This window comes from Saccharothrix ecbatanensis (assembly GCF_014205015.1).
GTDB classification, from domain to species: Bacteria; Actinomycetota; Actinomycetes; order Mycobacteriales; family Pseudonocardiaceae; genus Actinosynnema; species Actinosynnema ecbatanense.
Genome location: NZ_JACHMO010000001.1, coordinates 4070651 through 4096751 on the forward strand (window position 1 = coordinate 4070651; position 26101 = coordinate 4096751).

The 26101-nt window shown below is 69.8% G+C and carries 20 protein-coding genes and 1 pseudogene; 13 read left to right on the top strand and 8 right to left on the bottom strand.

The annotated features are described in order from the left end of the window. Nucleotides 1-137 precede the first annotated feature (137 nt). Complete coding sequence (locus tag F4560_RS16770) at nucleotides 138-1217, top strand: CapA family protein (RefSeq protein WP_184921084.1); 1080 nt, start codon at nucleotides 138-140, stop codon at nucleotides 1215-1217. 91 nt (nucleotides 1218-1308) lie between these two features. On the opposite strand, the pseudogene F4560_RS44685 reads toward F4560_RS16770, so the two are convergent. Next, a pseudogene (locus F4560_RS44685) lies at nucleotides 1309-1698 on the bottom strand (STAS domain-containing protein); the annotation flags it as partial. A 185-nt stretch (nucleotides 1699-1883) separates the two neighbouring features. Here F4560_RS44685 and F4560_RS16775 point away from each other — a divergent pair. The 4 genes from F4560_RS16775 (at nucleotide 1884) to F4560_RS16790 (ending at nucleotide 5826) form a co-directional block, all read left to right on the top strand. Continuing rightward, nucleotides 1884-2612, top strand: coding sequence for a GAF and ANTAR domain-containing protein (locus F4560_RS16775; RefSeq protein ID WP_184921085.1), 729 nt, complete (start codon nucleotides 1884-1886; stop codon nucleotides 2610-2612). A gap of 51 nt (nucleotides 2613-2663) precedes the next feature. Further along, nucleotides 2664-3410 (top strand): GAF and ANTAR domain-containing protein, encoded by a 747-nt coding sequence (locus F4560_RS16780; protein WP_184921086.1) that lies wholly within the window; start codon nucleotides 2664-2666, stop codon nucleotides 3408-3410. 68 nt (nucleotides 3411-3478) lie between these two features. Then, nucleotides 3479-4432: a sigma-70 family RNA polymerase sigma factor gene (locus tag F4560_RS16785; protein ID WP_184921087.1), complete on the top strand. Its 954-nt coding sequence runs from the start codon at nucleotides 3479-3481 to the stop codon at nucleotides 4430-4432. Nucleotides 4433-4629: 197 nt separating this feature from the next. After that, a complete protein-coding gene (locus tag F4560_RS16790; RefSeq protein WP_184921089.1) occupies nucleotides 4630-5826 on the top strand; it encodes a low temperature requirement protein A in 1197 nt (398 codons plus the stop codon). A gap of 41 nt (nucleotides 5827-5867) precedes the next feature. Here the strand turns inward: F4560_RS16790 and F4560_RS16795 are convergent, their stop codons facing one another. Beyond that, nucleotides 5868-6638 (bottom strand): SDR family oxidoreductase, encoded by a 771-nt coding sequence (locus tag F4560_RS16795; RefSeq protein ID WP_184921092.1) that lies wholly within the window; start codon nucleotides 6636-6638, stop codon nucleotides 5868-5870. A 101-nt stretch (nucleotides 6639-6739) separates the two neighbouring features. Here F4560_RS16795 and F4560_RS16800 point away from each other — a divergent pair, with 101 nt between their 5' ends. The 3 genes from F4560_RS16800 (at nucleotide 6740) to F4560_RS16810 (ending at nucleotide 10735) form a co-directional block, all read left to right on the top strand. Next, nucleotides 6740-7609: a helix-turn-helix transcriptional regulator gene (locus F4560_RS16800; RefSeq protein ID WP_184921094.1), complete on the top strand. Its 870-nt coding sequence runs from the start codon at nucleotides 6740-6742 to the stop codon at nucleotides 7607-7609. 202 nt (nucleotides 7610-7811) lie between these two features. Beyond that, complete coding sequence (locus F4560_RS16805; RefSeq protein WP_184921096.1) at nucleotides 7812-8543, top strand: lipase family alpha/beta hydrolase; 732 nt, start codon at nucleotides 7812-7814, stop codon at nucleotides 8541-8543. A 752-nt stretch (nucleotides 8544-9295) separates the two neighbouring features. Further along, nucleotides 9296-10735 carry an RICIN domain-containing protein gene (locus F4560_RS16810; RefSeq protein WP_246477827.1) on the top strand — a complete coding sequence of 480 codons (1440 nt, stop codon included), beginning with the start codon at nucleotides 9296-9298 and terminating at the stop codon, nucleotides 10733-10735. Nucleotides 10736-10854: 119 nt separating this feature from the next. On the opposite strand, the gene F4560_RS16815 is transcribed toward F4560_RS16810, so the two are convergent. From F4560_RS16815 to F4560_RS16830, 4 genes are all read right to left on the bottom strand, one after another. Beyond that, nucleotides 10855-11343, bottom strand: coding sequence for a hypothetical protein (locus F4560_RS16815; protein ID WP_184921100.1), 489 nt, complete (start codon nucleotides 11341-11343; stop codon nucleotides 10855-10857). A 53-nt stretch (nucleotides 11344-11396) separates the two neighbouring features. Then, nucleotides 11397-11825 (bottom strand): DUF6292 family protein, encoded by a 429-nt coding sequence (locus F4560_RS16820; RefSeq protein WP_184929189.1) that lies wholly within the window; start codon nucleotides 11823-11825, stop codon nucleotides 11397-11399. Between the two features lie 129 nt (nucleotides 11826-11954). After that, entirely contained in the window at nucleotides 11955-13082 is a 1128-nt protein-coding gene (locus F4560_RS16825; protein WP_184921102.1) for a site-2 protease family protein, read from the bottom strand. Nucleotides 13083-13122: 40 nt separating this feature from the next. Beyond that, complete coding sequence (locus tag F4560_RS16830) at nucleotides 13123-13647, bottom strand: SPW repeat protein (RefSeq protein WP_184921104.1); 525 nt, start codon at nucleotides 13645-13647, stop codon at nucleotides 13123-13125. Between the two features lie 269 nt (nucleotides 13648-13916). On the opposite strand from F4560_RS16830, the gene F4560_RS16835 reads away from it, so the two are divergent. Continuing rightward, the gene (locus F4560_RS16835; RefSeq protein ID WP_184921105.1) at nucleotides 13917-15356 is read left to right on the top strand and encodes an RICIN domain-containing protein; all 1440 of its coding nucleotides are present in this window, start codon (nucleotides 13917-13919) and stop codon (nucleotides 15354-15356) included. Between the two features lie 97 nt (nucleotides 15357-15453). Here F4560_RS16835 and F4560_RS16840 read toward each other — a convergent pair whose 3' ends face one another. Continuing rightward, nucleotides 15454-16074, bottom strand: coding sequence for a hypothetical protein (locus F4560_RS16840; RefSeq protein WP_184921106.1), 621 nt, complete (start codon nucleotides 16072-16074; stop codon nucleotides 15454-15456). Between the two features lie 149 nt (nucleotides 16075-16223). Here F4560_RS16840 and F4560_RS16845 point away from each other — a divergent pair, with 149 nt between their 5' ends. Together F4560_RS16845 and F4560_RS16850 are read left to right on the top strand one after the other, a co-directional pair. Then, nucleotides 16224-19319 (top strand): ATP-binding protein, encoded by a 3096-nt coding sequence (locus tag F4560_RS16845; protein ID WP_184921107.1) that lies wholly within the window; start codon nucleotides 16224-16226, stop codon nucleotides 19317-19319. 59 nt (nucleotides 19320-19378) lie between these two features. Further along, on the top strand, nucleotides 19379-19903 hold the full coding sequence (locus F4560_RS16850) for an RICIN domain-containing protein (protein ID WP_184921108.1): 525 nt from the start codon (nucleotides 19379-19381) through the stop codon (nucleotides 19901-19903). A gap of 53 nt (nucleotides 19904-19956) precedes the next feature. Here F4560_RS16850 and F4560_RS16855 read toward each other — a convergent pair whose 3' ends face one another. Then, the gene (locus tag F4560_RS16855) at nucleotides 19957-22809 is read right to left on the bottom strand and encodes a glycoside hydrolase family 2 protein (protein ID WP_312869325.1); all 2853 of its coding nucleotides are present in this window, start codon (nucleotides 22807-22809) and stop codon (nucleotides 19957-19959) included. 174 nt (nucleotides 22810-22983) lie between these two features. Here F4560_RS16855 and F4560_RS16860 point away from each other — a divergent pair, with 174 nt between their 5' ends. Both F4560_RS16860 and F4560_RS16865 read left to right on the top strand, forming a co-directional pair. Then, nucleotides 22984-24555 (top strand): RICIN domain-containing protein, encoded by a 1572-nt coding sequence (locus F4560_RS16860; protein ID WP_312869326.1) that lies wholly within the window; start codon nucleotides 22984-22986, stop codon nucleotides 24553-24555. Nucleotides 24556-24614: 59 nt separating this feature from the next. Further along, nucleotides 24615-26063 (top strand): cellulase family glycosylhydrolase, encoded by a 1449-nt coding sequence (locus F4560_RS16865; RefSeq protein WP_184921111.1) that lies wholly within the window; start codon nucleotides 24615-24617, stop codon nucleotides 26061-26063. Nucleotides 26064-26101: the final 38 nt, after the last annotated feature.

Here is a 26101-nt window from a genome sequence, read left to right on the forward strand (position 1 = left end):
GCGCCCCCCGAGGCCATGGTCCCGCCGTTCCGCGACAGGTCACTCCGCCGAAAGGGGCGACTTGCCCGACCCCGCAGGTCTCAAACAGGACGCGCGCGGGTAGTCCAGGACTTCGGCGGGGCGGAGGTGAAGGCCGGGTGCCCTCGGTGACGCTGTTCCTCTGCGGTGACGTCATGACCGGGCGGGGCGTCGACCAGGTGCTGCCGTGCCCCGGGGACCCCCGGTTGTGGGAGCGGGGCGTTCGGGACGCCGTTCGGTACGTCGGCCTGGCCGAGGAGGTCAGCGGTCCGATTCCGCGGCCTGTGGGCTTCGCGTGGCCGTGGGGTGAAGCGGTGGGCGAGCTGGACGACGTGGATCCGGACGTGCGGGTGATCAACCTCGAAACGAGCATCACGCGCAGCGACGACGTCGACGGGGACAAGGTGGTGCACTACCGGATGGCTCCCGAGAACATCGGCTGCTTGACAGTGGTCCGCCCCGATGTCTGCGCACTGGCCAACAACCACGTGCTCGACTTCGGCCGGCGAGGGCTCGCCGACACGCTCGACGCGCTGGCCACGGCGGGGATCGCGTCCACCGGGGCGGGGAGGAACCTGGGTGAGGCCGTGACGCCGGCGATCGTTCCCGCCGGACCGTCCCGAGTCGTCGTCTTCTCGTACGGGCACTGGTCCAGCGGCGTGCCACTTCGGTGGGGCGCGACCTTCGAGCGGCCAGGGGTCGCGTTGCTCCCGGACCTGTCCGACGCCACGGCGGACTGGGTCGTGGACCGCGTCCGGCGGGTGAAGCAGCCCGGTGACGTCGTCGTGGTCTCCCTGCACTGGGGTTCGAACTGGGGGTACGACATTCCGGCGGATCAAGTGCGGTTCGGGCGCCGGCTGCTGGACGGCGGCGTCGACATCCTGCACGGGCACTCCTCGCACCACCCGCGCCGGATCGAGGTCCACCACGGCAAGCTCGCGCTCTACGGCTGCGGTGACCTCGTCAACGACTACGAGGGGATCGGCGGCTACGAGGAGTACCGCGACGACCTGCGGCCGCTGTACTTCCCCACGGTCGACGCGGACACCGGCGACCTGGTCGACCTCCGCATCACGCCGATGCGGGCAGATCGGCTGAGCTTGCGGCGAGCGTCGGTCGAGGACGCGGAGCACCTGCGCCGGGTGTTCGGGTCGGCGACCCACCTCGCCCGGGACGGCTCACTTCGGCTGCGGCTGTGACTTGCGAATGCCTGTCGACCAGGGAGACCGCCACCAGGGAAGGCCGCTGACCGGGAACGCCGCCCCGCGTCGGCACGCCGTCGATGTGCGGGTGCACGTCGAATTCGAGGTCCAGTCCGGTGAGTGCCAGCGGCAGCAGCACCGGGCGGGTGCGGGCGACGACGCAGAATCCCACGCCGGACGCGTCGGCCGCGGCCTTGGCCTCCACCAGGACGGTGAGACCGGCCGCGCCGAAGAAACGCACCTCGGCGAGGTCCACGACCAGGTCCGGTCCGGCGAGGTGGATCCGCGGCAAGAGGCGGTCGCGCAGCCACGGGGCGGTGCACACGTCCACCTCGCCGGACACCGCGCACACCAGGGTGCCGGACGACAACGACCACATCACGACGGTGAGGAGTCCCTCAGCCGGGTCGACGGGCAGCGGGAGGGCGACGACCTCGGGCGACGGTGGGCGAGCCGGATTTCGGACGGGAGCACTCATGAGGGTCCTCACCTGAGTGTGACGTCCGCGGGGGCCGGGCGGAGAGGTCGAGAGTGTTCAGCATAGAGCGAACCGAGATCGCCGTACAGAATTTTCACAACAATTCGGGCGAATATTCTGATACTTCCATCTATACGGCACGAAACGATGGAAAATCCGCTGAAATGGTTTTGGGAGGTCGCCGGATGGTCCGGTACACCACCGACCGGCTGACGCGGGTGAGCGGCTGGATCGCGGAGAAGGCCGTCGAACTGGACGCGCCCGTCTCCGTCGGCGCCCTCTGCCAGACCGCGGTGATGCGGTTGGGTGTGAGCGGCGCGGTGCTGACCATGGACACGTCCGGCTGGCCAGAGGTCAGGTGCGCCACGGACGCGCTGGGCGCACAGCTGACCGAGTTGCAGGTGACCGTGGGTGAAGGCCCGGCCGTGGACGTCTGGCGCGGCGGCGGCCCGGCGCTCGTCGCCGACCTCGACACTCCGTCCAGCCAGGCCCGGTGGCCCATGTTCGCGCCCCTGGCCGTCAAAGCCGGTGCGGTGTCCCTCTTCGCCCTGCCGCTGTGCGTCGGCGCGATCCGGGTCGGACTGCTGTCGCTGTACCGGGCCGAGGCGGGGCACCTCGACGCCCCGGCGCTGGCCGACTCGTTGGCGTTCGCGGAACTGGCCCTGCGGCTGCTGCTGGACGAGCAGGCCGGCCTGAACACGGCGGGCGGCGTCGCCGAGGACGTCCTCCCGCTGCACAACCCGCAGGTGCACCAGGCCACCGGGATGGTCGCGGCGCAACTCGACGTGGGCATGGCCGACGCGTTCGCCCACCTGCGGGCGCGGGCGTTCGCCGAGCAGACGCCGCTGAGCGACTTGGCGGCCGATGTGGTGGCACGCCGGCGTCGATTCGACCGCGATGGGGAACGATCGTGACAACAGGTGGGCACGACCGCGCTCTGAACCCAACCAGTGGAGGTGGCTGCGATGGACGGTGAACGTCTCGTCGAAACGTTCGTCGAGTTGGCGGACACCCTGGTCGACGACTTCGACGTCATCGACTTCCTGCACATGCTCGCGGACCGGTGCGTCGAACTCCTCGACGTGGACGCGGCGGGGTTGCTGCTGGTGGACCACCAGGGCAGGTTGCAGTTGATCGCGACGTCCAACGAGCAGGCCCGCCTGCTGGAACTCTTCCAACTCCAGAACGACGAAGGGCCCTGCCTGGACGCGTTCGCCGCCGGCACCAGGGTCAGCCACCCCGACCTGGCCAACGCCGGCGAGCGGTGGCCGAGGTTCACCGCGGCGGCCACCGAGGCCGGGTTCGCCGCCGTGGACGCGGTGCCCATGCGCCTGCGCAGCAAGGTGATCGGCGCGCTCAACCTCTTCCGGAACCGGGCCGGGGAGTTGGACGCGACCGCGTTGCGGACCGCCACCGCGCTGGTCGACGTCGCCACCATCGGCCTGCTGCAACAACGTTCGATCCACCACCACCAGGTGCTGACCGAGCAGCTCCAGTCCGCGCTGAACAGCCGGGTGATCGTCGAACAGGCCAAGGGGCTGGTCGCCGAACGCCTCCAGGTCGACATGGACACCGCCTTCGCCGCGCTGCGCGGCCACGCGCGCGGGAGCAACCTCAAGCTGAGCAGCGTCGCGCGCGAGGTCATCGCCGGCACCATCGACACCGCGCAACTCCTCGCCGCACCCGCCCGCACCCAACCGCTCCGACGCTGACCCGGGAGGTTCGGCGTGCCCCGTGGCGGTTACCCAACCAGCACGGACCAGCGCGGAGGTGACCGACGATGACACGTGCTCCCGCGCGGCGGGCGGAACCGCCGGACGGTGACGAGACGCAGGATCTGGTACGCCAGTACCTGAAGCAGATCGGGGCCACCCCACTGCTGAGCGCGGACGACGAGGTGGCGCTCGCCAGGCAGATCGAGGCCGGTGTCTACGCAGCCGAGCTGCTCCGGCGGGACGACCTGCCCGCGAAGCGGCACGGGGAGCTGACCGCCGTCGTGCGGGACGGCCAGGCCGCCAAGGACCACATGGTGCGCGCCAACCTGAGGCTGGTTGTGTCGATCGCGAAGAAGCACCTCCACCGGGGGATGCCGCTGCTCGACCTGATCCAGGAGGGCAACCTCGGCCTGATCCACGCCGTGGAGAAATTCGACTACACCAAGGGGTACAAGTTCTCCACGTACGCGGTGTGGTGGATTCGGCAGTCGGTCGAGCGCGGCATCGCCATGCACAGCCGCACCGTGCGGCTGCCGGTGCACGTGGTGGAGCAGTTGGCGAAGCTGGCTCGGGCTGAGCGCAAGCTCCGGCTTCGCCTCGACCGGGAGCCGACCGAGTCGGAACTGGCCGACGAGGCGGGCATGACGCCGGAGCGGGTGGTCGACCTGCGTCGCGTGGGTCGGGAGGCGATCAGCCTGGACACCCCGGTCGGCGAGGACGGTGACACGAGGGTCGGCGACCTGATCGAGGACACCGACGTCCTGGCGGCGTCCGACGTCGCGGAGTACCAGGGGCTCGCACGGGAGCTGCGGGCGTTGATCGACACCCTGCCCGCGCGCGAGGCACTGATCGTCACTCTGCGCTACGGACTGAACGACGGCGGTGAAGGACACACGTTGAAGGAGGTCGCCGAGCACCTGGGCCTGACGCGGGAGCGGATCCGGCAGATCGAGAAGGAAGCCCTGGCCAAGTTGCGGGCGCCGGAGCGACAGGAACCGCTGCTCGCCTGGGCCGGCTGAACGAACACCTCCGATGGCGAATTCACCGCCTCATTCCGCAGGTGTCCCATAGGATGCTCGCCTTGGAAGCTGCGTGCGCGCGGGGCCTCGGGGCTCGTGCGGCGCAAGGTGTCCGATCAGGTCTATGTGGACGGACACGGCGCACACCCGGCGGGCCGTTGCGTTAACGGGACCTTTCAGCGGAGTGAAGGAGATTTGTGTCCACATTGCCGTCCCGGCGGCCACGTCTCGGCGTCACCAGTGGTGGCGAGGGCGATCGGGTCACCACGCTGGAACTGTTCTTCGATCTCGTCTTCGTGTTCGCGTTCACCCAGGTCACCGCCCTGATGATCGACGGCGACCCGCCCCGCTCGCTGCTGCAGGGGTTCGTCGTCCTGTCGTTGCTCTGGTGGGCGTGGTCCTCGTACGCGTGGCTGGCCAACCAGGCGCGAGCCAACCGCGGTCTGCTGCGGGCCGCGTTCGTGGTGGCGATGATCGCGATGTTCGTCGCCTGCCTGGCGATCCCGGAGGCGTTCCACGAGGTCCCCGGCGGTGTCCCGGCAGCCGCCACCCTGGTGTTCTGCTACGCCGTCGTCCGGTGTGCCCACCTGGCGGTCTACCTCGCCGCCGCGGGTGACGACAAGGCGCTGCGTGGCCGCGTTGTCCGGACCGCCACGACCTCCGTCGCCCCGACCGTGGCGATCCTCGCCGTCGGCGCCGCGTTCGGAGAGCCGTGGCAGACGTGGATCTGGCTCGCGGCGGTCGGGTACGACTTCGCCGCGATCTACCTCGGCGCGCGCGGCGGCGGGTGGATCGTGCGGTCGGCCGCCCACTTCGCCGAACGCCACGGCCTGGTCGTCATCCTGGCGCTGGGTGAATCGATCGTCGCTGTAGGTGTCGGCGTGTCGCACGAACCGCTCACCTGGCCCGTCATCATCGGGGGCGTCCTGGCCATCACCATCGCTGTCGGGCTGTGGTGGCAGTACTTCCACCACAGGTTCGAGCAGCTCGAACACGCGCTGGAGTCCCGACAGGGCCACGATCGCGCTCGGCTGGCCAGCGAGGTGTTCACCTACCTCCACTTCCCGCTGATCGCCGGCATCATCCTCACCGCGCTCGGGATCGAACAGGCCATGGCGCACATCAGCGACGACCACCTCGGCCCGCTCGGTGGCTGGGCCCTCGCCGGCGGACTCACGTGCGCCCTGCTGGCATCGGCGCTGACCACCATCCGCATCGGCGGAAGCATCCCGCGCATGTGGTGGGCGAGCGCGGCACTGGTCCTCGCGTCCGGCGTCCTCCTCGCCGTGCTGCCGCCGCTGTGGTCGCTCGCCCTCGCCGCGTTCCTCGTGGCAGCTTTCTGCGCGCGCGACGAGATGCTCACCTCCCGATCACAGCAGGGTGAAGCATCCTGAATGGACGTGCGCGGTGAAAGGCCCTGGCGCGTCCCCTCTGATCACCGACTCGCGTCCGCAGTCACGGGTACGGCGGCGTTGAGGGCGGCGACGACCTGGTCGTAGTCGCCGCGCACCTCGCCGAAGCGGAGGAACTTCACGCGCTCCACGAGAACCTCGCGGGCCTCGGGGTCGTTCTCGAGCAGGGCCATGACCTCATCGGCGAACTCGTCCAGCGGCATGGCGGAGTCGGAGGTCTCGTGGCCGGGCACGATGGCCGTTCGGACGGCCGGCGGGACCAGCTCGACCACCTGAACGCCGGTGTCCGCCAGTTGCAGGCGCAGCGTCTCGCTGAGCATGTGGACGGCGGCCTTGGTCGCGTTGTAGGTGGGCGTGACGATCAGCGGAACGTGCGCCAGGCCGGACGAGACCGTCACGATCGCCGCACCGGGCCGCGCCCGCAGGTGGTCGGCCAGCGCGGCGATCAGCCGGATCGGGCCGAGGAGGTTGGTCGTGACGACCTCTTCCGCGTCGGCGAGGAACCCGGCGGTGCGCCAGTCCTCGACGCGCATGATGCCGGCCATCGTGACCAGCACGTTCAGCTCGGGGAAGCGGTCGATGACATCGCGCACGGCGGAGGTGATCGACGCGGCGTCGGAGGTGTCGATGCGCACGGTCGCGAAGCCGTGGTCGGCGGCCAACTCGTCCAGCAGCTCTGTGCGCCGCCCGCCGATGACGACGGTGTTGCCCTTCGCCCGCAACCGCAGCGCAAGGGCGAGACCGATCCCGGACGTGGCGCCGGGGATGAAGATCGTGTTGCCGGTGATGTCCATGTCCCCACCCTGCGCGCGCACCGGCGACGGCGGGAGAGACCTGGTTATCGGGGGATCGGCGATCCCTGGCTGCGCCAGCCGCGCGGGCGCACCATGGAGCGATGAACCGTGCTGCTCTCGCAGACTTCCTGCGTCGTCGCCGTGGGGCACTGCGCCCGTCCGACGTCGGCCTGGCGCCCGGGTCACGGCGCCGGACGCCAGGGCTGCGGCGTGAGGAGGTGGCGGCGCTGACCGGGATGTCCGTGGACTACTACGCCCGGCTTGAGCAGCAGCGCGGACCGCAGCCGTCGGAGCAGATGTCGGCCTCGCTCGCGCGGGCGCTGCGCCTGAGCGTCGACGAGCGCGACTACCTGTACCGGCTGGCGGGGCACAACGCGCCGAGGCGCACGCCGACGGACACACACGTGGCACCCGCACTGCTGCGCGTGCTGGACCGGCTTGAGGACAGCCCGGCGCTCATCCTGTCCGCCCTCGGGGAGACGTTGGTGGCGAACCGGCTGGCGACGGCGATCTTCGGCGACCACGGCCGGCTCACGGGCTGGGCACGCAGCAGCGTGTACCGGTGGTTCACCGACCCGGCGTCGCGCGGGGTCTACCCACCCGAGGACCACGAGCGCCAGGCACGCAGCATGGTCGCCTCTCTTCGCGTCGCCCACGGCGCGTCCGGTCCCCACTCACGCGCCGGCGAGCTGGTCCGACTCCTGCTCACCGAATCGGACGAGTTCCGCGACCTGTGGGAACGGCACGAGGTGGCGCAGCGGTTCGCGGACCACAAGGTGCTGGTGCACCCCGAGGTCGGCCCGATCGAGGTCGACTGCCAGGCGCTGTTCACCGAGGACCAGTCCCAGGCGCTGCTCGTCCTCACACCCGCGCCGGGCAGCGAGGCCGAGGACAAGATCCGCCTGCTGGCGGTGCTGGGTCACCAGGAATTCGCGTCGAGCGGGGGCGGGGGCCGGGTCGGGGGCGGGTAAGTCCGAACCCGCGGCCCGAACCGTCACCCGCGATCGCCCTGGTGACAGCGGTTGGCCTGGACCAGGGCTGGACCGGCTCACAACGGTCGTTGTCCCCGAGGACAACGGTGTTACGCGCACATTGCCCAGACATGATCGTCAACCGTACGGTGACCTGACTCACAGCGCTGTGATGATCGTCTCGTGGGCAAGGAGTCCCTGCATGCGCCGTTTCCTCGGAGCTTTGGCCGTCGCGTTAGCCGTCGTGACCGTGACCGCACTTCCCGCATCGGCGGCACCCCGTGCGGTGGTCGTCGTGGCGGGCACCTTCGGACCCGCCTGGTTCTACGAGCCTTTGGCCTCCCGCCTCCGCCACGACGGCTACCAGGTGGCGATCTTCGAGCTCAACAACCTGGGGACCACCGACATCCGCACGTCCGCGCGCTCCCTTGCGGGCTTCGTGGACAACTTCCGGGCCCGGGTCGGCGTGGGTCGGGTCGACATCGTCGCGCACTCGCAGGGCGGCCTGGTGGCCAGGCAGTACATCAAGTTCCAGGGCGGGGTGGGCGAGGTCGGCAAGCTGGTCAACTTGTCGGCGCCCAACTACGGCACCTTGGCCGCCAACGCCGCGAACTTCTTCGGCGGCGGCGATTGCCTGACCATCGTGTCGTGCCAGCAGATGCGGATCGGCTCGTCGTTCCTCGACGCGCTCAACGCGGGCGACGACACGTTCGGTGATGTCACCTACACCAACCTCTACACGCTGTACGACGAACTCGTGCAGCCGGTGTGGAACGCCGAGATGGCGGACGGCGCCACGAACGTCATGGTGCAGTCCCAGTGCCCGTTCCGGACGGTGGCGCACGTCGGGATGGCGCTGGACGGCACCGTCTACGACGGGATCCGCGACGTGCTGACCGGAAACCCGGTGCGCCTCAACTGCTTCGCGCTCTAAACGGTATGACGTGACCGCTCGGTGGTGAGTGGTTGCGGGCCGGGGCCTCGCTCACGCAAGTTCGTGGGTTGCCGGGCAGGGACCGCCTGCCCGGCCTATCCGACATACGTGGGAGGCCCCGGTGTTTACCGAGCGTACGAGCGTGGGGCTGGACGTGCACGCACGATCGGTCGTGGCAGCGGCCATCGACGGCGTCACGGGCGACCGGGTCAAGACCGACGCCAGGGACGCTCGGGCCTGGCCCGCACCGCTCATCGGCGCGCGTCACACTCTTGACACCACTGTGTCCTTGCTCGCACACTATGACCGCCTCAGATGTTTACGCAAACATATCTGGCTCTCAACCTGACGGACAGCCGTTGACCTGAGTCGACGGCGGCACCGCGCTGGGCAAGTCCCGATCGGCCACGGCCCGCGCCGTGGTGACCGGCGCTCTTCTTCGACGTTCCGAGGAGATCAACGATGAACTCTTCACCCTCTCGCCGGGGACGCCTCACCGGTGCCATAGCGGTGGGCCGCCGGTCCTTGAGCGCGTACGACTTCACACGGGCGCACTAGCCCGTTCAGCGGAACAGCCACGCCACCGACGAGGTGGCGCTTCCTCCTCTGTCCAAATTGGATGGACGGACGAGCCGCACCCAGACCTGAGCCGCCGGAATTCGGATCCAGTGATTGGACAATTCATGACACAGATCAGGCCGTCCGATGGTCGTCCGTCACGACCGTCGCCGAGCACCAGATCGTTGCGCCGCTTGCTGATAGCCCCCGTGGTGGCCACGCTCGCCGCGGCGGCGAGCCTCGTCGTCTTCACGTCGCCCGCCACTGCCGCGACCAGTCAGTTCCGGGGCATGAACTGGGCCATGCTGGGCGACAACTTCAGCACCGGCACTCTCGTCGTGCAGGGCCTGAGCCAGTCCGACAGCAACGCGACGGTGCGGGCCAAGGCGAACGCGCTCTACGACGACATGGCCGCCACCATGGGGGTCAACACCGTCCGGCTTCCCATCAACACGCACACCGTGGCGAACACGACCTGGTGGAACGCCTACCGCGGCGCGATCGACGCGGCCACCGAACGTGGGTTCAAGGTCATCCTCGCCTACTGGGAGGACGGCGCCGCTTCCGGCGGCAGGATCACGAACCTCGCCGCGTGGAACACGATGTGGTCCAGCGTGACCTACACCTACGGCTCGAACAGCAACGTCTACTTCGAACCGATGAACGAGCCGCACGGCTACTCGTCGACGGACTGGCGCAACGTCGCGGCGAACTGGCTCAACTACCACACCTCCGCAGTGCCCGGCCGGGTCCTGATCGGTGGCACCGGCTACAGCCAGGACCTGCGGGACGTCTGCAACGACAGCCGCTTCAACTCGACGCTGCTGTCCTTCCACCACTACGCCTTCTTCTACGACTCGATGACCTACGACCAGTTCCGCAGCCACATCCAGACACGTTTGGGCAACTGCGCCTCCCGCGCCGTGGCGACCGAGTTCGGCGCTCCGATGTCCACCGGCCTCAACTACGGCGACGCGAACAGCACGGACAACTTCGTGCGTCACATCCGCGCCATGGCCCAGGTCATGCGTGACAACAACATGGGCGGCACCTACTGGCCCGCGCTCGGCGGCAAGCCGACCGGAACGTCCGGCTACGACTACTACTCGATGTACGCGCTGAGCGGCAGCGGCACCGATCTCAACCTGACCGTCCGCAACACTTCCGGGGCCGACCGGGTCAAGTACGCCTGGGGCGACGGTTCCACGCCCGCGCCTACGTACTACCGGATCAACGTGCGTCACAGCGGAAAGGCCATGGACGTCCAGCAGCCGAACACCGACAACGGTGCGCGCATCGGCCAGTACACGTACGGCGGCAACGCTTGGCAGCAGTGGCAGTTCCAGGACGCCGGCAGCGGCTACTGGCGCATCGTCAGCCGCCACAGCGGCAAGTGCCTCGACGTGACGGGCGCTTCCACCTCCGACGGCGCCGAGCTGATCCAGTACACCTGTGGCAGCGGAACGAACCAGCAGTTCCAGATGGTCGCCAACGGAAGCTACTTCCAGCTCCGTGCACGGCACAGCGGCAAGTGCCTGGACGTGCCGGCCGCGTCGACGGCGGACGGCGTGATCATCAAGCAGTACACGTGCAACACCGGAACCAACCAGCAGTGGTCGCGCACGGCCGTCTGACGGTGGTCTCCGAGTTCACCTGGTGCCGGGCGCTCGTGCCCGGCACCAGGGCGCGCAGTTGCTCCACTTCAGGACGGTGCACGCAGGAACGCCAGCAGGCGGCGCAAGGGCCAGGCGGCCTACGTCGTCGGCGCGGTGAACGCGTCGGTTCCGGCGCGCACCCTGAACGGCTCCAGGTCGGCGCGTTGCCGCGCGGCCCGGTCGATCAGGTGGTCGAAGTCGATGTCGGGCAGCCGCGCCCCGAGGCCGGCGACGTCACGCAGCGTTGTCCAGAGCTGCTTCTTGCCCTCGATCCCCATCGTGAGGAATTCCAGCTCCTCGAACCGGCTCAGCGGCGAGTACGACGTCAGCCGACCGTTGCGCTTCAGCCGTCCGACACGTTCGGCGCCCACCGCCAGGCCCGTCTTGAGGGGGTTGGCGCGCACCCCGACCCGCCGCATGATCGACCGGAACGTCCCCACGTCCTCCGCGATCCCCGTCGCGACCCGGGCCAGCGCGTCCCCGAGTTCCGTGCCGCGGTTGTTGCGCTGGGCGCGTCGGGCCAACTCCCGCCACAACACGCCCATCGCCAGTTGGTCCCTGAGGTAGATGCCCAGAAAGTCGTCCACGACCTGGAGGTACCCGCCGGTTCCGACACCACTCCCCCGCCGGGCCTGCCGGTTCACGGGTTGCGTGGCGCGGGCACGAGCAGTGCGGCGGCGTAGGGCGCCACACGGCGAACCAGGTCCTCGTGTGACTGCTGCCGCGCTCCGGGCCACGACGTGATGCGCCGTTCGCCGCGCAAGAGTCCGTGCACCCATCGGGCGACCGCTTCCGGCGCGGGCAGGACCTCCGGACCGAAGTACGCGTAGACGATGAGATCCTCGCCGCTGTGCGTCTCCACCGCGACGGACCACCCGGAGCTCTCGTCCCACACCAGCGCCACGTCGCGGTCCGGGAACCCCGGGAGCCGACCGTCGAGCGCCAGGTACGCGCCGGCCGGCTCGTCGTGCACGTACGAGCACTCGCCGGTGAGCCCGAGTTCCCTGGTCACCAGTCGGACGTACCCCCGAAGGCCCGTCAGCAAGTCGTCGTCGAAGTCCAGTTCCATCACGCATCGGCCCTTCTCCAGCTACCGGGGTGGTCGATGCGCCGACTGCTTGACGCCCAGCTCGGATACCCCCGAACGGGGGAGCAAACCCCTGCGTGGGTGTGCCGGTGGGCCTGACCGCGGCCCGGTCTACCGCTGGACACCGCGCCCGTGCAGCACCATCGCCCGGCTGATGTCGCTCGGCGACACGATGCCCACCAGCCGCCCCTGGTCGAACACCACTGCGCGCCCGTCCGCCTGCTCGCCCATCACGGACAGGAGGTCCGGCAACGGGTCGTCCGCCTCGACCTTGGGCACTTCCGAGGGCGGCCAGGCGGCCTCCCTCAGTGCCGTGTGGGCCCGTTCCGCGAGCGGGACCGACTTGAGCCGGTCCACGGTGGCCAGGCCTTGGAATCGGCCGGCTTCGTCCACCAGCGGAAACGTCGAGTGCCGCCGTACGAGCGCGGTGGCGTGGAGGAAGTCGCTGACTGTGACGCTGCCGTCCGCCGTATCCGGAGGGGCGGTCATCACGTCCCGCGCCCGGAGCCCTGCCACGGCGGCGCCCAGCTCGGACTGCCGCTGCTCGGCCTGCGCCATGACGACGATGAAGATGCCGACGAGCATCCACCACAGCCCGCCGGTGTCGCCGTCGAACAACGTCACGACTCCCAGCAGGATCAGGGCGAAGCCGAAACCCCGTCCCACACGCGTGCTGACCACGGCGGCACGGTGGCGGTCGCCCCACCGACGCCACAGCGCGGCGCTGAGGATGCGGCCACCGTCCAGCGGTGCCGCGGGGATCAGGTTGAACGCAGCGAGGATGAGGTTGATCAAGGCCAGGTACGCCGGCACCCCCGCGATCAACGGCTCCGCGCCCACCACCACCGCGAACCAGGTCAGCAGGAGGAAGCCGACGCCGAGCAGCACGCTGGTCGCCGGTCCGGCGGCGGCGACCCTGAACTCCGCGCCAGGGCTGGGCGACCGGTCCTTGAGCGACGCCAGTCCGCCCAGCATCCACAGCGTGATGCCCTCCACCTTCTGCCCTTCACGCCTGGCGACGAGGGCGTGCGCCATCTCATGGGCCAGCAGCGACAGCATGAACAGCGTGGCGGCCACCAGACCCGCGACGACGTACGCCCAGCTGTCGTAGCCGGGATACGCCAGCGGGAACCGGCCCATGCCGACGGCCGACACCAGCAGCAGCACGACGAGCAGGACGCTCCAGTGCAGGCCCAGCCGGATACCCCACAACCGTCCCAGGTGGATCGTCGCGGGCACTGTGCTCACCCTTTCAGCGGGCTCGCCCTTTCAGCGGGGCTCACCCTTTCGGCGGGTCCTCGAACCGATGTCGACCCCGTCTGCGGCGCTGGTAGGTGGCGACGGCGCTGAGCAGCGCCATGGCGATCACCACGCCACCCACGACGATGGCGTTCACGGCGGCGGTCGTGGAGCCGGGCCACGGTGCGTAGCCGAGCACGACGGGGGCGAAGACCAGCCACGTGCCGAGTGCCGCGGTGACCAGGCTCAGCCACGGCAGCCGGCGTGGGGCCACGGAGCGGACCAGCGACAACGCCGCGATCGTGGCGCCCACGCCGATGTCGTGCCAGTAGCCCTCGAACCCCTTGGTCTCGGGCGCGTACTGCAAGGCGAACGGCGCCAAGGCCAACCACGCGCCCGCCAGGAACGCCACACCGCTGGCCAAGCCGGCCGCGACGGGCTCGCGGACGCCGTAGAGCGCCAGACCGACGATCGGCGCCGAGATGTAAGGGAGCAGATCGGGCTGGTACTCGTCCGACGTGACCGGCGTGGGGGCGTCCCTCCTGGCGGGCGGGGGTTGTTCCATACCCGGCGGCTACCCACGGGCGAAGTGCCCGAACACCCGACTCGACCGGTCTTCCCCAGCGCTGGGACCAGGCTTGACGCCGGCACTCCGCGCTGCGAGGATCTTCCAACGATGTTTGCGTAAACACGAGGCTTGGACAGTCCACGCCGTTGGCCGTCCCACCGGTGGCGCGACCGCCGGGCGGCGGCCCCGATGCACCAGCGCACGGATTCGCCCACGCCGCGCGCCGGTCGTTTCGCCCCTGTGGTGGGCCGGACAAAGGAGTCCAGATGTCCCGCTTGTCCCGGAAGCGGTGGCGCGCGGTGTTGACCGCCGCGGCCGTCGGCCTGGCAACCCTGCTCCTACCCGGCGGTACGGCGCACGCCGCGCCCGTCACCGTCGACGTGGGTGTGCAGTTCACCGACACCGGCGGCAGCCGCGTCGAGGCGCACGGTGGTGGCGTGATCAAGGTCGGCAGCTACTACTACTGGTTCGGCGAGAACCGGCACCCGGACAACCTGTTCCGGGCGGTCTCGGTCTACCGGTCGACCGACCTGAAGAACTGGGAGTTCCGCAACAACGTCCTCACCCAGAACAGCCACTCGGAGCTGCGGACCTCCTGGGTGGAACGCCCGAAGATCATCTACAACGCGTCCACGGGCCAGTACGTCATGTGGATGCACTGGGAGAACGGTCAGCACTACGGCGAGGCACGTGCGGCCGTGGCGTATTCGTCCACTGTGGACGGCAACTACACCTACCAAGGCAGTTTCCGGCCGCTCAACAACATGTCGCGCGACATCACGCTGTACAAGGACGACGACGGCACGGCGTACATGATCTCGGCCGCGCGGGAGAACTACGACCTGCACATCTACCGCCTCAACGCCGACTACCGCGGCATCGCGCAACTGGTGGGCAACCCGTGGCCGGGCGGGCACCGTGAAGCACCGGCGGTGTTCAAGCGCAACGGCGTGTACTTCATGCTCACCTCCGGCGCCACGGGCTGGTCGCCGAACCAGGCGAAGTACGCCACCGCCACCAGCATGTCCGGCCCTTGGAGCGCGATGCGCAACGTGGGCGACTCCACCACGTTCGGCTCGCAACCGGCGTACGTGCTGCCGATCCAGGGCACCCAGACGACGTCCTACCTCTACATGGGCGACCGCTGGGCCGGGGCGTGGGGCGGACCGGTCAGCGACTCCAGCTACGTCTGGCTCCCGATCACGTTCTCGAACAACACCACGATGAACCTGTCCAACGCCGGCCAGATCGTCATCGACACGGCGACCGGCACGATCAGCCCGGTGGCCTTGGCGTACAACCGGATCTCCGTGCGGCACTCCGGCAAGTGCCTCGACGTCGCCAACGTCAGCCAGGCCGACGGAGCCGCGCTGATGCAGTACTCGTGTGGCAGCGGCGCCAACCAGCAGTTCCGCTTGCAGGCGACCGGCGGGTACTACCAGCTGATCGCCCGGCACTCCAGCAAGTGCCTGGACGTGAGCGACAACAGCACGGCGGACGGCGCGGCCGTGCAGCAGTGGAGCTGCACCTCCGGCCAGAACCAGCAGTGGTCCGTCGTCGACGTCGGATCGGGTTACTCCAGGCTGGTGGCGCGGCACTCCGGCAAGTGCCTGGACCTGCCCAGCAGCTCGCAGGACAACATCCAGTTCAAGCAGTACCCGTGCAACGGCGGGCAGAACCAGCAGTTCCAGATCACCCGCGTCTGACCGGCGAACGCCGGGCGACCGCCTTCGACCCGATTCCCTGCGATCGGGTCGAAGGCGGTCTCGGAGGCGACCACCGGCGCCGTGGTCGCGGGCGGGCTCAGCCCGGGTACACCTGCTGCTGCGACAGCTGCGCGTAGGCCTTCTCGAACTGCCACCGCGCCTTGTCCCGTGCTCCCGGCGCGCCGGGGGACGGACCGGCGAAGGAACTCTTCAGCAACCCGATGCCGTCGAGCACGTCCGTGGCGGCCGATGTCAACCACGGGAGGTCGGGCCGCGGCGAGAAGTCCCGGGTCGGGCCGCCGACACCCGCCTGCCGCAAGAGCATCGTGGATCGCCCGCTCAGGCTCGCGACGGTGGTCAACGCGTTCATCGCCTCGTCCCGCAACCCGGCGCTGACCACGGGGTCCGCCGTGTGCGCGGCTTCACCGAACAGGCGGATGCCGTCGACGACCAGTTCGGCGATGCGGTTCTCGACCTGGGGGAAGACCGCGGGTTCCTGCCTCCAGACGTACGTGAGCCCGCACTGCGGGCACCCGAGGATCAGGTCGAGGGGCCGGTGCACCAGGATCTCCTCGCAGACGAACTGCACCCGTCCGTTCATCACCACCGGCCAGCAGAGCAACCCCGATGAAGTCGCGTTCGCCGGGACGGGCACGAATGCCATGAGCAGCAACGTGAGCGGAACAGCCAACAACGACCTCAGTCTTCTGCGCGACATGGCCTGCCTGCCTTCATCCGTAGACGGCACGTGATCACGGCGAAGTCTGGGTGGCACGAGGCCGGGTGCGCCGGCCATGTCGAAGAACAGAACGGATCCCGCGTCGCGCGCTAGCCTGGTCGGGGCACTGACTCGATGCGGAGGCGGACGTGTCGCAGGCGGATCCCGGTGACCACGTCCGGCGGCAGTTGCGCACGCTCCAACGGGTTGTGGGCGGTCCGACGGACGGCGTGCTGGCGCGGCGCAGCGGTGTCTCGGCCGCGACGTTCTCCGAGGTGATGTCCGGCAAACGGCGGCCACGCGCGGAGTTCGTCGCCAAAGTCGTCTCCGGCTGCCTGGTGTCCGCGCGCATGAACGGTCACGCGCCGCTGGACGTCCGGCGCGTCCTGCACGCCCTGCGGCTGCCCGACCACACCGCCGCCGACGCGGGCATCCTCGAACGCGATGACGACCTGAGCCGCTGCTCCGCCGTCCTGGACGCGGTCCGCTCCCGGGTCGGGGCCACCGTCGTGGTCGAGGGACCGGCGGGGATCGGCAAGTCGGAAGTCGTGGCGCAGGTGTGCGCGGAGGCCGCGGTCCGCGGGATCGTGCCGCTGGCGGTGCGCGGCAACCACCGTGACCGGACGATGGCGTTCGGCGCGGCCCGGACGTTGTTGGCGCGCTGGGTGACCGGCCACCCCGCCCGTGATCAGCGGGCACTGTTCGCGGGTGCGGCGGAGTTCGCGCGCGTCCCGCTCGGTGTGCCGCGTCCCGGACGGCACAACCCCGCCTCGGTGATCGGCCTGACGGAGGCGCTGTACTGGCTCGTGGTGAACGCGACGTCCCTCGTCGGCGAGGGACGCGAGGACGAAGGGCTGTTGCTGGCCGTCGACGACGCGCACTGGCTCGACGAGGAGTCGTTGTCGTGGCTGGAATTCCTCGGCGACCGCCTCACCGGACTACCCGTCGTGGTCCTGCTGGCCTACCGCCCGCACGAGAGCCACGCGGCGGCGTTGGCACGGATCGCGCTGCGCGCCGAGGAAGTGATCCGGCCACGTCCGCTCGGTCCCGACGCGGTGCGGACGATCATCAGCCGCGGCCTGCCGTCCCGTCAGGCCGTGGACGAGCGGTTCTGCGCGGCGTTCCTGGAACGCAGCGGCGGCAACCCGTTCTACCTGCGGTGGATGCTGGACGTCGCGCGGGAACGCGGTCTGAAGCCCACCGCGTCCGACGTCGAGGCGGTCGGCACGCTCACGCCCCGCAACGTCGTGATGTACCTCAACGAACGCCTGGGCGGCCTCGGTCCCGACGCCCGCCGATTAGCCCAGGCGATCGCCGTGCTGGGCCCCGGCAGCCCACTCGGCGACGCCGCACGCCTCGCCGACCTGGCACCCGAAGAGGCGAAGCTCCAGTACGACCGGCTGTGCAACGCGGCGATCCTCTCCCCCGCGCCGACGTCGGACTTCCACCACCCGATCATCCGCAGCGCGGTCTACGACGACATGGACCCGTCGCTGCGCAGCGACGTCCACCTCGAAGCCGCCCGGCTCCTGCACGACCGGCACGCCGCGTCCGAGGCCGTCGCCGCGCACCTGCTCCACGTCCACGCGGACGCCGACCCGTGGGTGGTCGACCGGCTGGACGAGGCGGCCTCGGAGGCGTGGGCGTCCGGCCTGTCCACCACCGCGGCCCGTTACCTCCACCGGGCGGTCGACGAACCGCCACCGCCCGACCAGCGCGGCCGGGTCCGACTCCGGTACGGCCAGGCCTTGGCGCTGGGACCGGTCGCCGCGGCGTTGCCCGAACTGCTCGCCGCCTACCGCGAGGCCCCCGACGACGCGCTGCGCACCGAGGCCGCTATCGCGCTGGCCAAGACCCACGGCTACGCCCACCAGCTCGGCGAGAGCGTACGCATGCTGGACACGGCAATAGACCTCTGCGCGGACGAGGGACTGCGCCGGCAAGCGCTGGCCGAGCAGTTGCTGTGGGCCGCCTGGTGGGCCGACGATCCGCTCCGGGCCGACCGCACGTACTTGCTCGACCGGATCGTGCCCCCGTTGACCGGCGACACCTACGTCGAACGGCTGCTGATCGCCCTGCACGCGTGGAGCCTCGTGCTGCGCGGACGTCCACGGACCGAAGCGCTGACAGCGGTCCACCGCGTCATCCGCCGCGGGCTCGTGTTCGCCGACGTGGACAAGGGCATGGAAGTCGCGACCATCACCGCGTTCATCCACATGTACTCCGGCGAGGCCGTTGTCGCGCACGGCCTGCTGGAGCAGGCGATCGAGGAGTTCGAACGCGACGGGTGGCGGGGCACCCACCTCGCGTTCGCCTACGCCAACCGCGGCCGTTCGGCCCTGATGTGCGGCCGGCTCTCCGATGCCGTGGCCGACGCCGACATCGCGCTCCGACTGGCACGCCGAAGCGGTGACGGGACACCCGCCGAGTGGTTCGCCACCGGCGCCCTGGTCGAAGCGCTCGTGGCCCGCGGCGACATCAGTCGGGCGGCGACGGTCAGCGCGTGCGGCGGCTACCGCGAACAGCGGCCGGACGCCGTGATCCTGCCCGTGCCGCAAGCCGTTCTGGGCACGCTGCTCCTGGCCCAGGGTCACCGCGACCAGGCCGCCGCCACCCTCCGCGACGTGGGCCGCCGACTCGACGCCGCGCCCATGACCAACCCGGCGGTGTGCCCGTGGCGCTTCGAACTCGCCCGCGCCCTGCGTCACTCGGCGCCACGTGAAGCGCGGGAAATCGCTGCCACGGCGCAAGAACAGGCCGACCTCTTGGACGACCCCACGACCCGCGGACGTGCCCTCCGGGTGCTGGCGGCGGTGAACCCGTCCACCGAGCACTTGGAGGAATCCGCCCGCCTGCTCCGGGATTCGGCCGACCGTTGGCAGTACCTCCAGACCGTGACCGACCTGGGCCGAGCACTGGCGCGCTCCGGACACACCGCGGACGCCCGCCGCGCGTTCACCGAGGCACTCGCGTTGGCGGACGAATGCGGCGCGATCGCCCTGCGCGAGGACATCGCCCGCCGCCTGGCCGTCACCGGAGCCAACGCCGACCACCCGCGACCGGCCAACGCCCTGTCACCGCGGCTGAGACGGGTAGCGGAGCTGTCCGCCGAAGGACTTTCGGAGGCGGAGATCGCGCACAAGGTGGTCCTGAGCCTGGAAACCGTGCGAACCCTCGTCCACGAGGCCCACGCCAGGATGAACACGACTTCACGCGCCGAACTCCGCCAAGCCCTGGCCCGCTGAGAGATGTGAAAGCGAGATGTGGAGGCGCCCGAACACTGGGAAGGCGTGCACCCGATAGCATGGCCGGCGCACTCTTGGTCCTGGCCGTGTCGCTGCCCGGCGTGCCACCGGCCGCAGGAGCGGCGGACACCGGTCACGAGCCCAAGCTCACGGACAGTCCGGGCTACCACCTCCGCAACGTGAGCTCGAACCTCTGCCTCGCGGCACGGGCCGGCTCAGGCGAGCGCCCGGTGGTCCAGACGACGTGCGACTACAACGCCGACGCGTACTGGCCCGACCAGTACTGGCTGTTGCTGCCCGTCGACGAAGCCAACGAGTACTGGCGGATCTACAACACGAGCCTCCGACTCTGCGTCGTGGCACGCAACTACGTGGAGTCCTCCACGGTCGGGACGGTGTGCGGCACTCAGGGCACGTGGCAGTACGTGGACGGGATCTGGCACCGGGAATTCTCCGACAAGTTCGACGCGCACCGGTACGTGAACCACAAGACGGGCCTGTGCCTGACGGCCCGCGGTGACGCGGAGATCCGGGCGTTCGCCACGGCGTGCGACTCGGGGGCAGCGGACCAGCACTGGTGGTGAAGCGGTAGGTCAGCCCGGTCCCCGTCCACGTCACCGTGGGCGGGGACCGGCTGTCACGTGGTGAAGCGGAAGTGGACGGTGCGGTTGTACTGGCCGGCGGCGACGGTTCGTTGGCTTTCCGGGCCGAGGGTGTCGGCGGTGTGGAACTTGTTGCCGATGGCCGGGATGGCGTCCAGCAAGGAGATGCCGCCGCCGGGGAACGGGGCGGTGGCGCTCATCGGGCTGGTGCCGACGTCGGGTGTGAACAGGCGGAGGAAGAGGCTCTCCTGTTCCGACACCAGGGTGATGGTGCCTTCGGTGGTGCGCAGGGCGGCCCAGTAGGTGTTGGCGTGGTAACCCTTGAACTCCGGGTACTGCCAGCCGGTCGCGCCGGTGGCGGTGGTGTTGTAGTTCTTGGTCCACACGCCGTGGTGCACGCCGCGCATCCGGTTCTTCCACACCCGGTGCGGTCCGTCGCCCAGCCACGTCAGGCCGAGCACCCGGTTCTCCGGGTAGTCCAGGTTCACGCCGAGGAAGTCGTGGGGACCCGTGCGGGTGTATCGGTACTCCAGGCGCAGCCACCCGTTCGAGTCGAGACGCCACCGCACCTGGTTCAGGTCCCCGCTGTAGTCCGCCTGCACGACGTGCCCGGTGCCGTCACGGCGGTGCGAGAAGCCGGTCAACGTCGCCGAGCCCACCGCCAACGCCGGCCCGTTGGTGAGCGACACGACGCCGCCGTCGCGGGTGACGCGGGTGATCCGGCCGGACGACTTGCCGATCGTGACCGCCGTGCCGTTCGCCGTCATGGTGACGCTGCCCGAATCCTCCGAGACGGACGTGGTGCCGGACACCGGGACCACCACCCGCCGGGCGATGTCGACCGCCTTCTTGATCCGCCAGCTCCACGTGCCGATCGTCCGGCCGCCGGGGTCGAGGACGTCGATCCGCATCGTGTCGGCGTCCATCCACGTGCCGGGCAGGGTGAGCACGACCGCGCCGGTCGCTCCGGGAACGGCGTTCGGACCGGTCGCGGTCCCGTGCGCGATGACGGTCGGCACGGTGCTCGCAGCGCCCGGTGCGGGTTGCCGGAGCAGTTGCCAGGCGAACCGGCAGCTCTGGAGGTTGGTGTGGTCGTACCGGTTCACCACGTTGACGCGGCCGTCGAAGCCCGTCGGGAACGTGGTGGCGTAGTAGGCGGGATTGGCCAGTTGCACCGGTGACCAGATGTCCCGGACGGCGTAGAAGCTGCCTTCCTTCTCCCGGAACGGCCCGAGGATGCCGTCCGGGCCCGAGTTCCCGGTGGTGTCGATCGCGCCGCCCCGGTCGTCCCGGACCAGGCCCTCGTCCACGAACGCCCAGATGAACCCGCCGGCCCTGCGCGGTCCGGCGCCCAGCAGCGCCCAGTAGTCGTTGAGTCCCGCTCCCCCGCCGCCGTCGTAGAGCGCGTGCAGGAACTCGGTCGGCAGGTGGATCGCCGGGCCGTTGAGGATGGTGCGGGTGCTGTCGTAGGTCTCGTAGTGGTCGGTGTTGATCCCGCTGAACGTCGCCCACGGGTGGATCACCGGGCGGCGTTGGACGTCGTAGCGGGCGTAGTCGTCGTCCAGCGCGGTGTTCCAGCCGCCTTCGTTGCCGTTGGCCCACATCACGATCGACGGGTGGTTGACGTCGCGGGTCACCATCGACGCGACCAGGGGTGCGCCGACGCCTTCGTCGTAGCGCTTCTGCCATCCGGCCAGCTCGTCGATCACGTAGAGGCCGAGTTCGTCGCACAGGTCGAGGAAGAACGGGTCCGGCGGGTAGTGGGACATCCGCACGGCGTTGTTGTTCATCTCCTTCATCAGCAGGATGTCCATGCGCGCCATGCGCGGGCTCGACGCGCGGCCCAACGTCGGCCAGAACGTGTGGCGGTTCGTGCCCTTGAGGATGACCTTCGCGCCGTTGACGTACACGCCGTCACCGGCACGCACCTCGACCGTGCGGAAGCCGAACCGTTCCGTGAGCCCGTGCAAGGGGACACCTGCGGCGTTGGTCAGTTGCACGTCGACCAGGTGGAGGTTCGGCGCCTCCGCGGTCCAGGTCGGGGGTGAGGACACGGACGTCGTCAGCGTCGCCGTTGTCGCACCGGGGTTGACGGCCACGGAGAACGTGCCGCCGACGGCCGTGCCGTCGAGCCGCCGGAGCTGCCCGACCACGCGGCCGGCCGTGCTCACACCGGCCAGGTGCACGTCCATCCGGAACGCGCCGGTGTGCTTCGCGTCGATCGCCACCCGGTCGATCCGGGACGCCGGGAACGCCTGGAGCGACACCGGCCGGTAGATGCCGCTGAAGTTCCAGTAGTCGCCCCGGCGCTCGGCGTCGTTCACCGAGTTGTCCGCCGAGTCCCGGCTGACGGTGACCTCCAGCAGGTTCTCCTGCCCCAACCGCAGCAACGACGTGACGTCGTACCGGAAGCGGTAGAACCCGCCCTGGTGGGTCGGACCCGCGACGGCGCCGTTGACGCGTACCTGTGTGTCGGTCATCGAGCCTTCGAACACCACGAAGACTCGTCGGCCGGACCACGTCGAGGGCGGGGTGAAGCGGTGTCGGTAGAGGCCCTTCTCGTTGGGCCTGATGTTCCAGCCCCACTGGTAGGTGCCGAACCCGTGGCACTCCCAGTTCGACGGTGTCGGGATGGTGCGCCACGCGCCGGCGTTGCGGCCCTCGGTGACCTGGAAGTCCCAGGGCACGGTGTTGTCCGCGTCGGAGCCGGTCAGCAGGAGGGTTTCGGTGGCCGGACCGGTGGGTGCGGCGTGGGCCACCGCGGGCACGCCCAGCGCGGACAGTCCTGCGACGCCCAGTCCGGTCGCGCCCAGCTCCAGGAAGTTCCGGCGGGTGAAATCCATCTGGACCTCCAGGTCGACGCCGACTTTCGCAACGTAGCGCACCACCCGGCAGACGAACAAGGACTTAGTGTCAGCCTGCAACTAACGTTGACAGCGCGGAAGTCGGTGTGCCAGGTTCAAACGACTTCCAACGCGATGCGACGTCTGGTCGCACCGTTGCGCTTCCCCGCATCGAGCCCTGTGACCGGGGCCGACCCGGCGTGCGATCAAGGAGACCCCGTGAAGAGACTGCTGCGCGCCGCGTTGACGGCCGTGCTCGTCGCCGCTGTCGTGCCGGTCGTGCTGACCCTCGCCGCTCCGGCGCAGGCGTTGGAGAACGGCTTGGGGCGCACCCCGCAACTGGGGTGGAACAACTGGAACAGCTTCGGCTGCGACGTCAACGAGAGCCTGGTCCGCCAGACCGCCGACGTGATGGTCAGCAGCGGCATGGCCGCGGCCGGCTACACGTACGTCAACATCGACGACTGCTGGTCCGAGTGGAACCGCGACGCCGGCGGCAACCTGGTGGCGTCGCGCACCAAGTTCCCCAGCGGCATGAAGGCGCTCGCGGACTACGTCCACGGCAAGGGCCTCAAGATCGGCATCTACTCCTCCGCCGGGCTGACCACGTGCGCGGGTTTCCCGGCCGGCCTCGGCAACGAGCAGCGCGACGCGGACCTCTGGGCGTCATGGGGCATCGACTACCTGAAGTACGACAACTGCGGCGACCACCAGGGCCGCACCGCGCAGGACCGCTACACCGCGATGCGTGACGCGCTCGCCCGGACGGGCCGGCCGATCCTCTTCGCGATCTGCAACTGGGGCAACGACAACGTCGTCCAGTGGGGTGCCGCGACCGGCAACTCGTGGCGCACCACCGGCGACATCGAGGGCAACTGGCCCTCGGTCATGGGCATCCTGGACGCCCAGCCCCGCTATGCCGGAGCCTCGCGTCCCGGCGCGTGGAACGACCCCGACATGCTGGAGGTCGGGCACGGCCTGACCGACACCGAGTCCCGCGCGCACTTCAGCCTGTGGGCACTGCTCAACGCGCCGTTGTTGGCGGGCAACGACTTGCGCACCATGACCGCCGCGACCAGGGACATCCTGACCAACACCGAAGTCATCGCGGTGAACCAGGACTGGGGCGGCCGTCAGGGCAACCGGATCGTCGACAACGGCAACACCGAGGTCTGGACCAAGCCGATGGCCAACGGTTCCGTCGCGGTCGTCCTGCTCAACCGAGGCAGCGGCGCCACGACGGTCTCCACGACGGCCGCGCAGATCGGCCTCGGTTCCGCGAGCAGCTACTCGGTGCGCGACCTGTGGGCGCACACGACCGGCACCAGCAGCGGCACGATCAGCACCTCCGTTCCCTCGCACGGCGCGGCTATGTACGTCGTGTCGGGAGGCGGCGGCAACCCCGGGTCGACGTTCTCCTTGCTCAACAACGAATCAGCGCGTTGCCTCGACATCACCGGCGCTTCGCAGGCGAACGGCGCGCTCGCCGAGATCTGGGACTGCAACGGCCAGGCGAACCAGCGGTTCACCGCCACCACCGCCGGTGAGCTCCGCGTCTACGACAGCACCAAGTGCCTCGACGTCATGGGCGGCGGCACCGCGAACGGCACGGCGGTCGCGATCTGGGACTGCAACGGCGGGGCCAACCAGCGGTTCACCGTCAACACCGACGGCACGATCCGGGCCGTGGGCTCCGCCAAGTGCCTCGACGCCGCCGGGACCGCGAACGGCACCAAGACCGTGATCTGGGACTGCAACGGCGGCGCCCGGCAACGGTGGACCCGCGCTTGATGCCGTCATCGCCGACGAACCCCGAAGAACACCACGGCATTTCACCAACGGGAGAACCAGTGGAACCAGGACGACCGGCCCCCACCGACGTGAGCCGGCAACGCAAACCGATCCGCCTGCTGCTGGCGGCCCTCGTGGCCGTGCCGGTGCTCGTGGGCACCCTGCTGACCGTCACCTCCGCGTCCGCGGCCACCACCACGATCAGGGGTGTGGGCTCCGGACGGTGCGTGGACGTCCCCGGCGCGTCGCAGACCAACGGCACGCAGGTCGCCTTGTGGGACTGCACCGGCGGCGCGAACCAGACCTTCAACACCACCGCGTCCAAGCAGTTGCAGGTGTACGGCAGCAAGTGCCTCGACGCCTCGGGCGGCGGCACCGCGGCCGGGACCAAGGTCGTCATCTGGGACTGCAACGGCGGCGCCAACCAGCAGTGGAACGTCAACAGCGACGGCACGATCCGCGGCGTGCAGTCCGGGTTGTGCCTGGACGCGTCCGGCGCGGGCACCGCGAACGGCACGCTGATCGTGCTGTGGACGTGTTCCGGCGGGTCGAACCAGAGGTGGACGACGTCCGGCGGCACCACGACCACCACGACCACTCCCCCGGGCTCCACGCCGGTGGCACGGCACGGGCAGCTGCACGTCTGCGGCACCACGATGTGCGACCGCAACAACCAGCGGGTGCAGCTGCGCGGCGTGAGCAGCATGTGGCTGAACTGGGAGTCCCAGCCCTACGCGGAGAACCTGTCGGCGCTGCGGTGGATGCGGGACAACTGGAACCTCCAGGTGATCCGCGCCGCCATGGGCGTGGAACCCTCCGGGGCGTACCTGAGCGACCCGAACAAGGCGCGCGGGCAGGTCGAGACGATCATCAACAACGCCGTCGCGGCCGGGGTGTACGTGATCGTGGACTACCACGCCCACGAGGCGAACCGGTCCCAGTCCCAGGCGGTCGCGTTCTTCGCCGACCTGGCCCGCCGCTACGGCCACCTGCCCAACGTCATCTGGGAGCCCTGGAACGAACCGCTCCAGGTCAGCTGGACCACCGTGATCCGGCCGTACCACCAGGCCGTCGTCAACGCGATCCGGTCCGCCGACCCGGACAACATCGTCGTGCTCGGCACCCCGACCTGGTCGCAGGACGTGGACGTGCCCGCGTCCAACCGCGTGTCCGGCACGAACCTGATGTACACGCTGCACTTCTACTCGTGCAGCCACGGCTCCTGGCTGCGCGCCAAGGGCGACACCGCGATCCGCTCCGGTCTGGCCCTCTTCGTCACCGAGTGGGGTGCGAGCCACGCGGACGGCGGCACGGACGGCCGGGTCTGCCTGTCCGAGGCACAGGCGTGGATCGACTGGATGCGCGCCAACGGCGTCTCGTGGACCGCGTGGAAGCTCGACGTGGGCAACGACTCCACCAACCTGCTGGCCCGGGGCGCGCCGGTCACCGGGGGGTGGACGAACTACCTCCACGGCCACGCGCCGTTCGTCGTGACCAACATGAGGTGACGCCACCGCGGACCGCATGACGGCGCGCGGGACCGCGT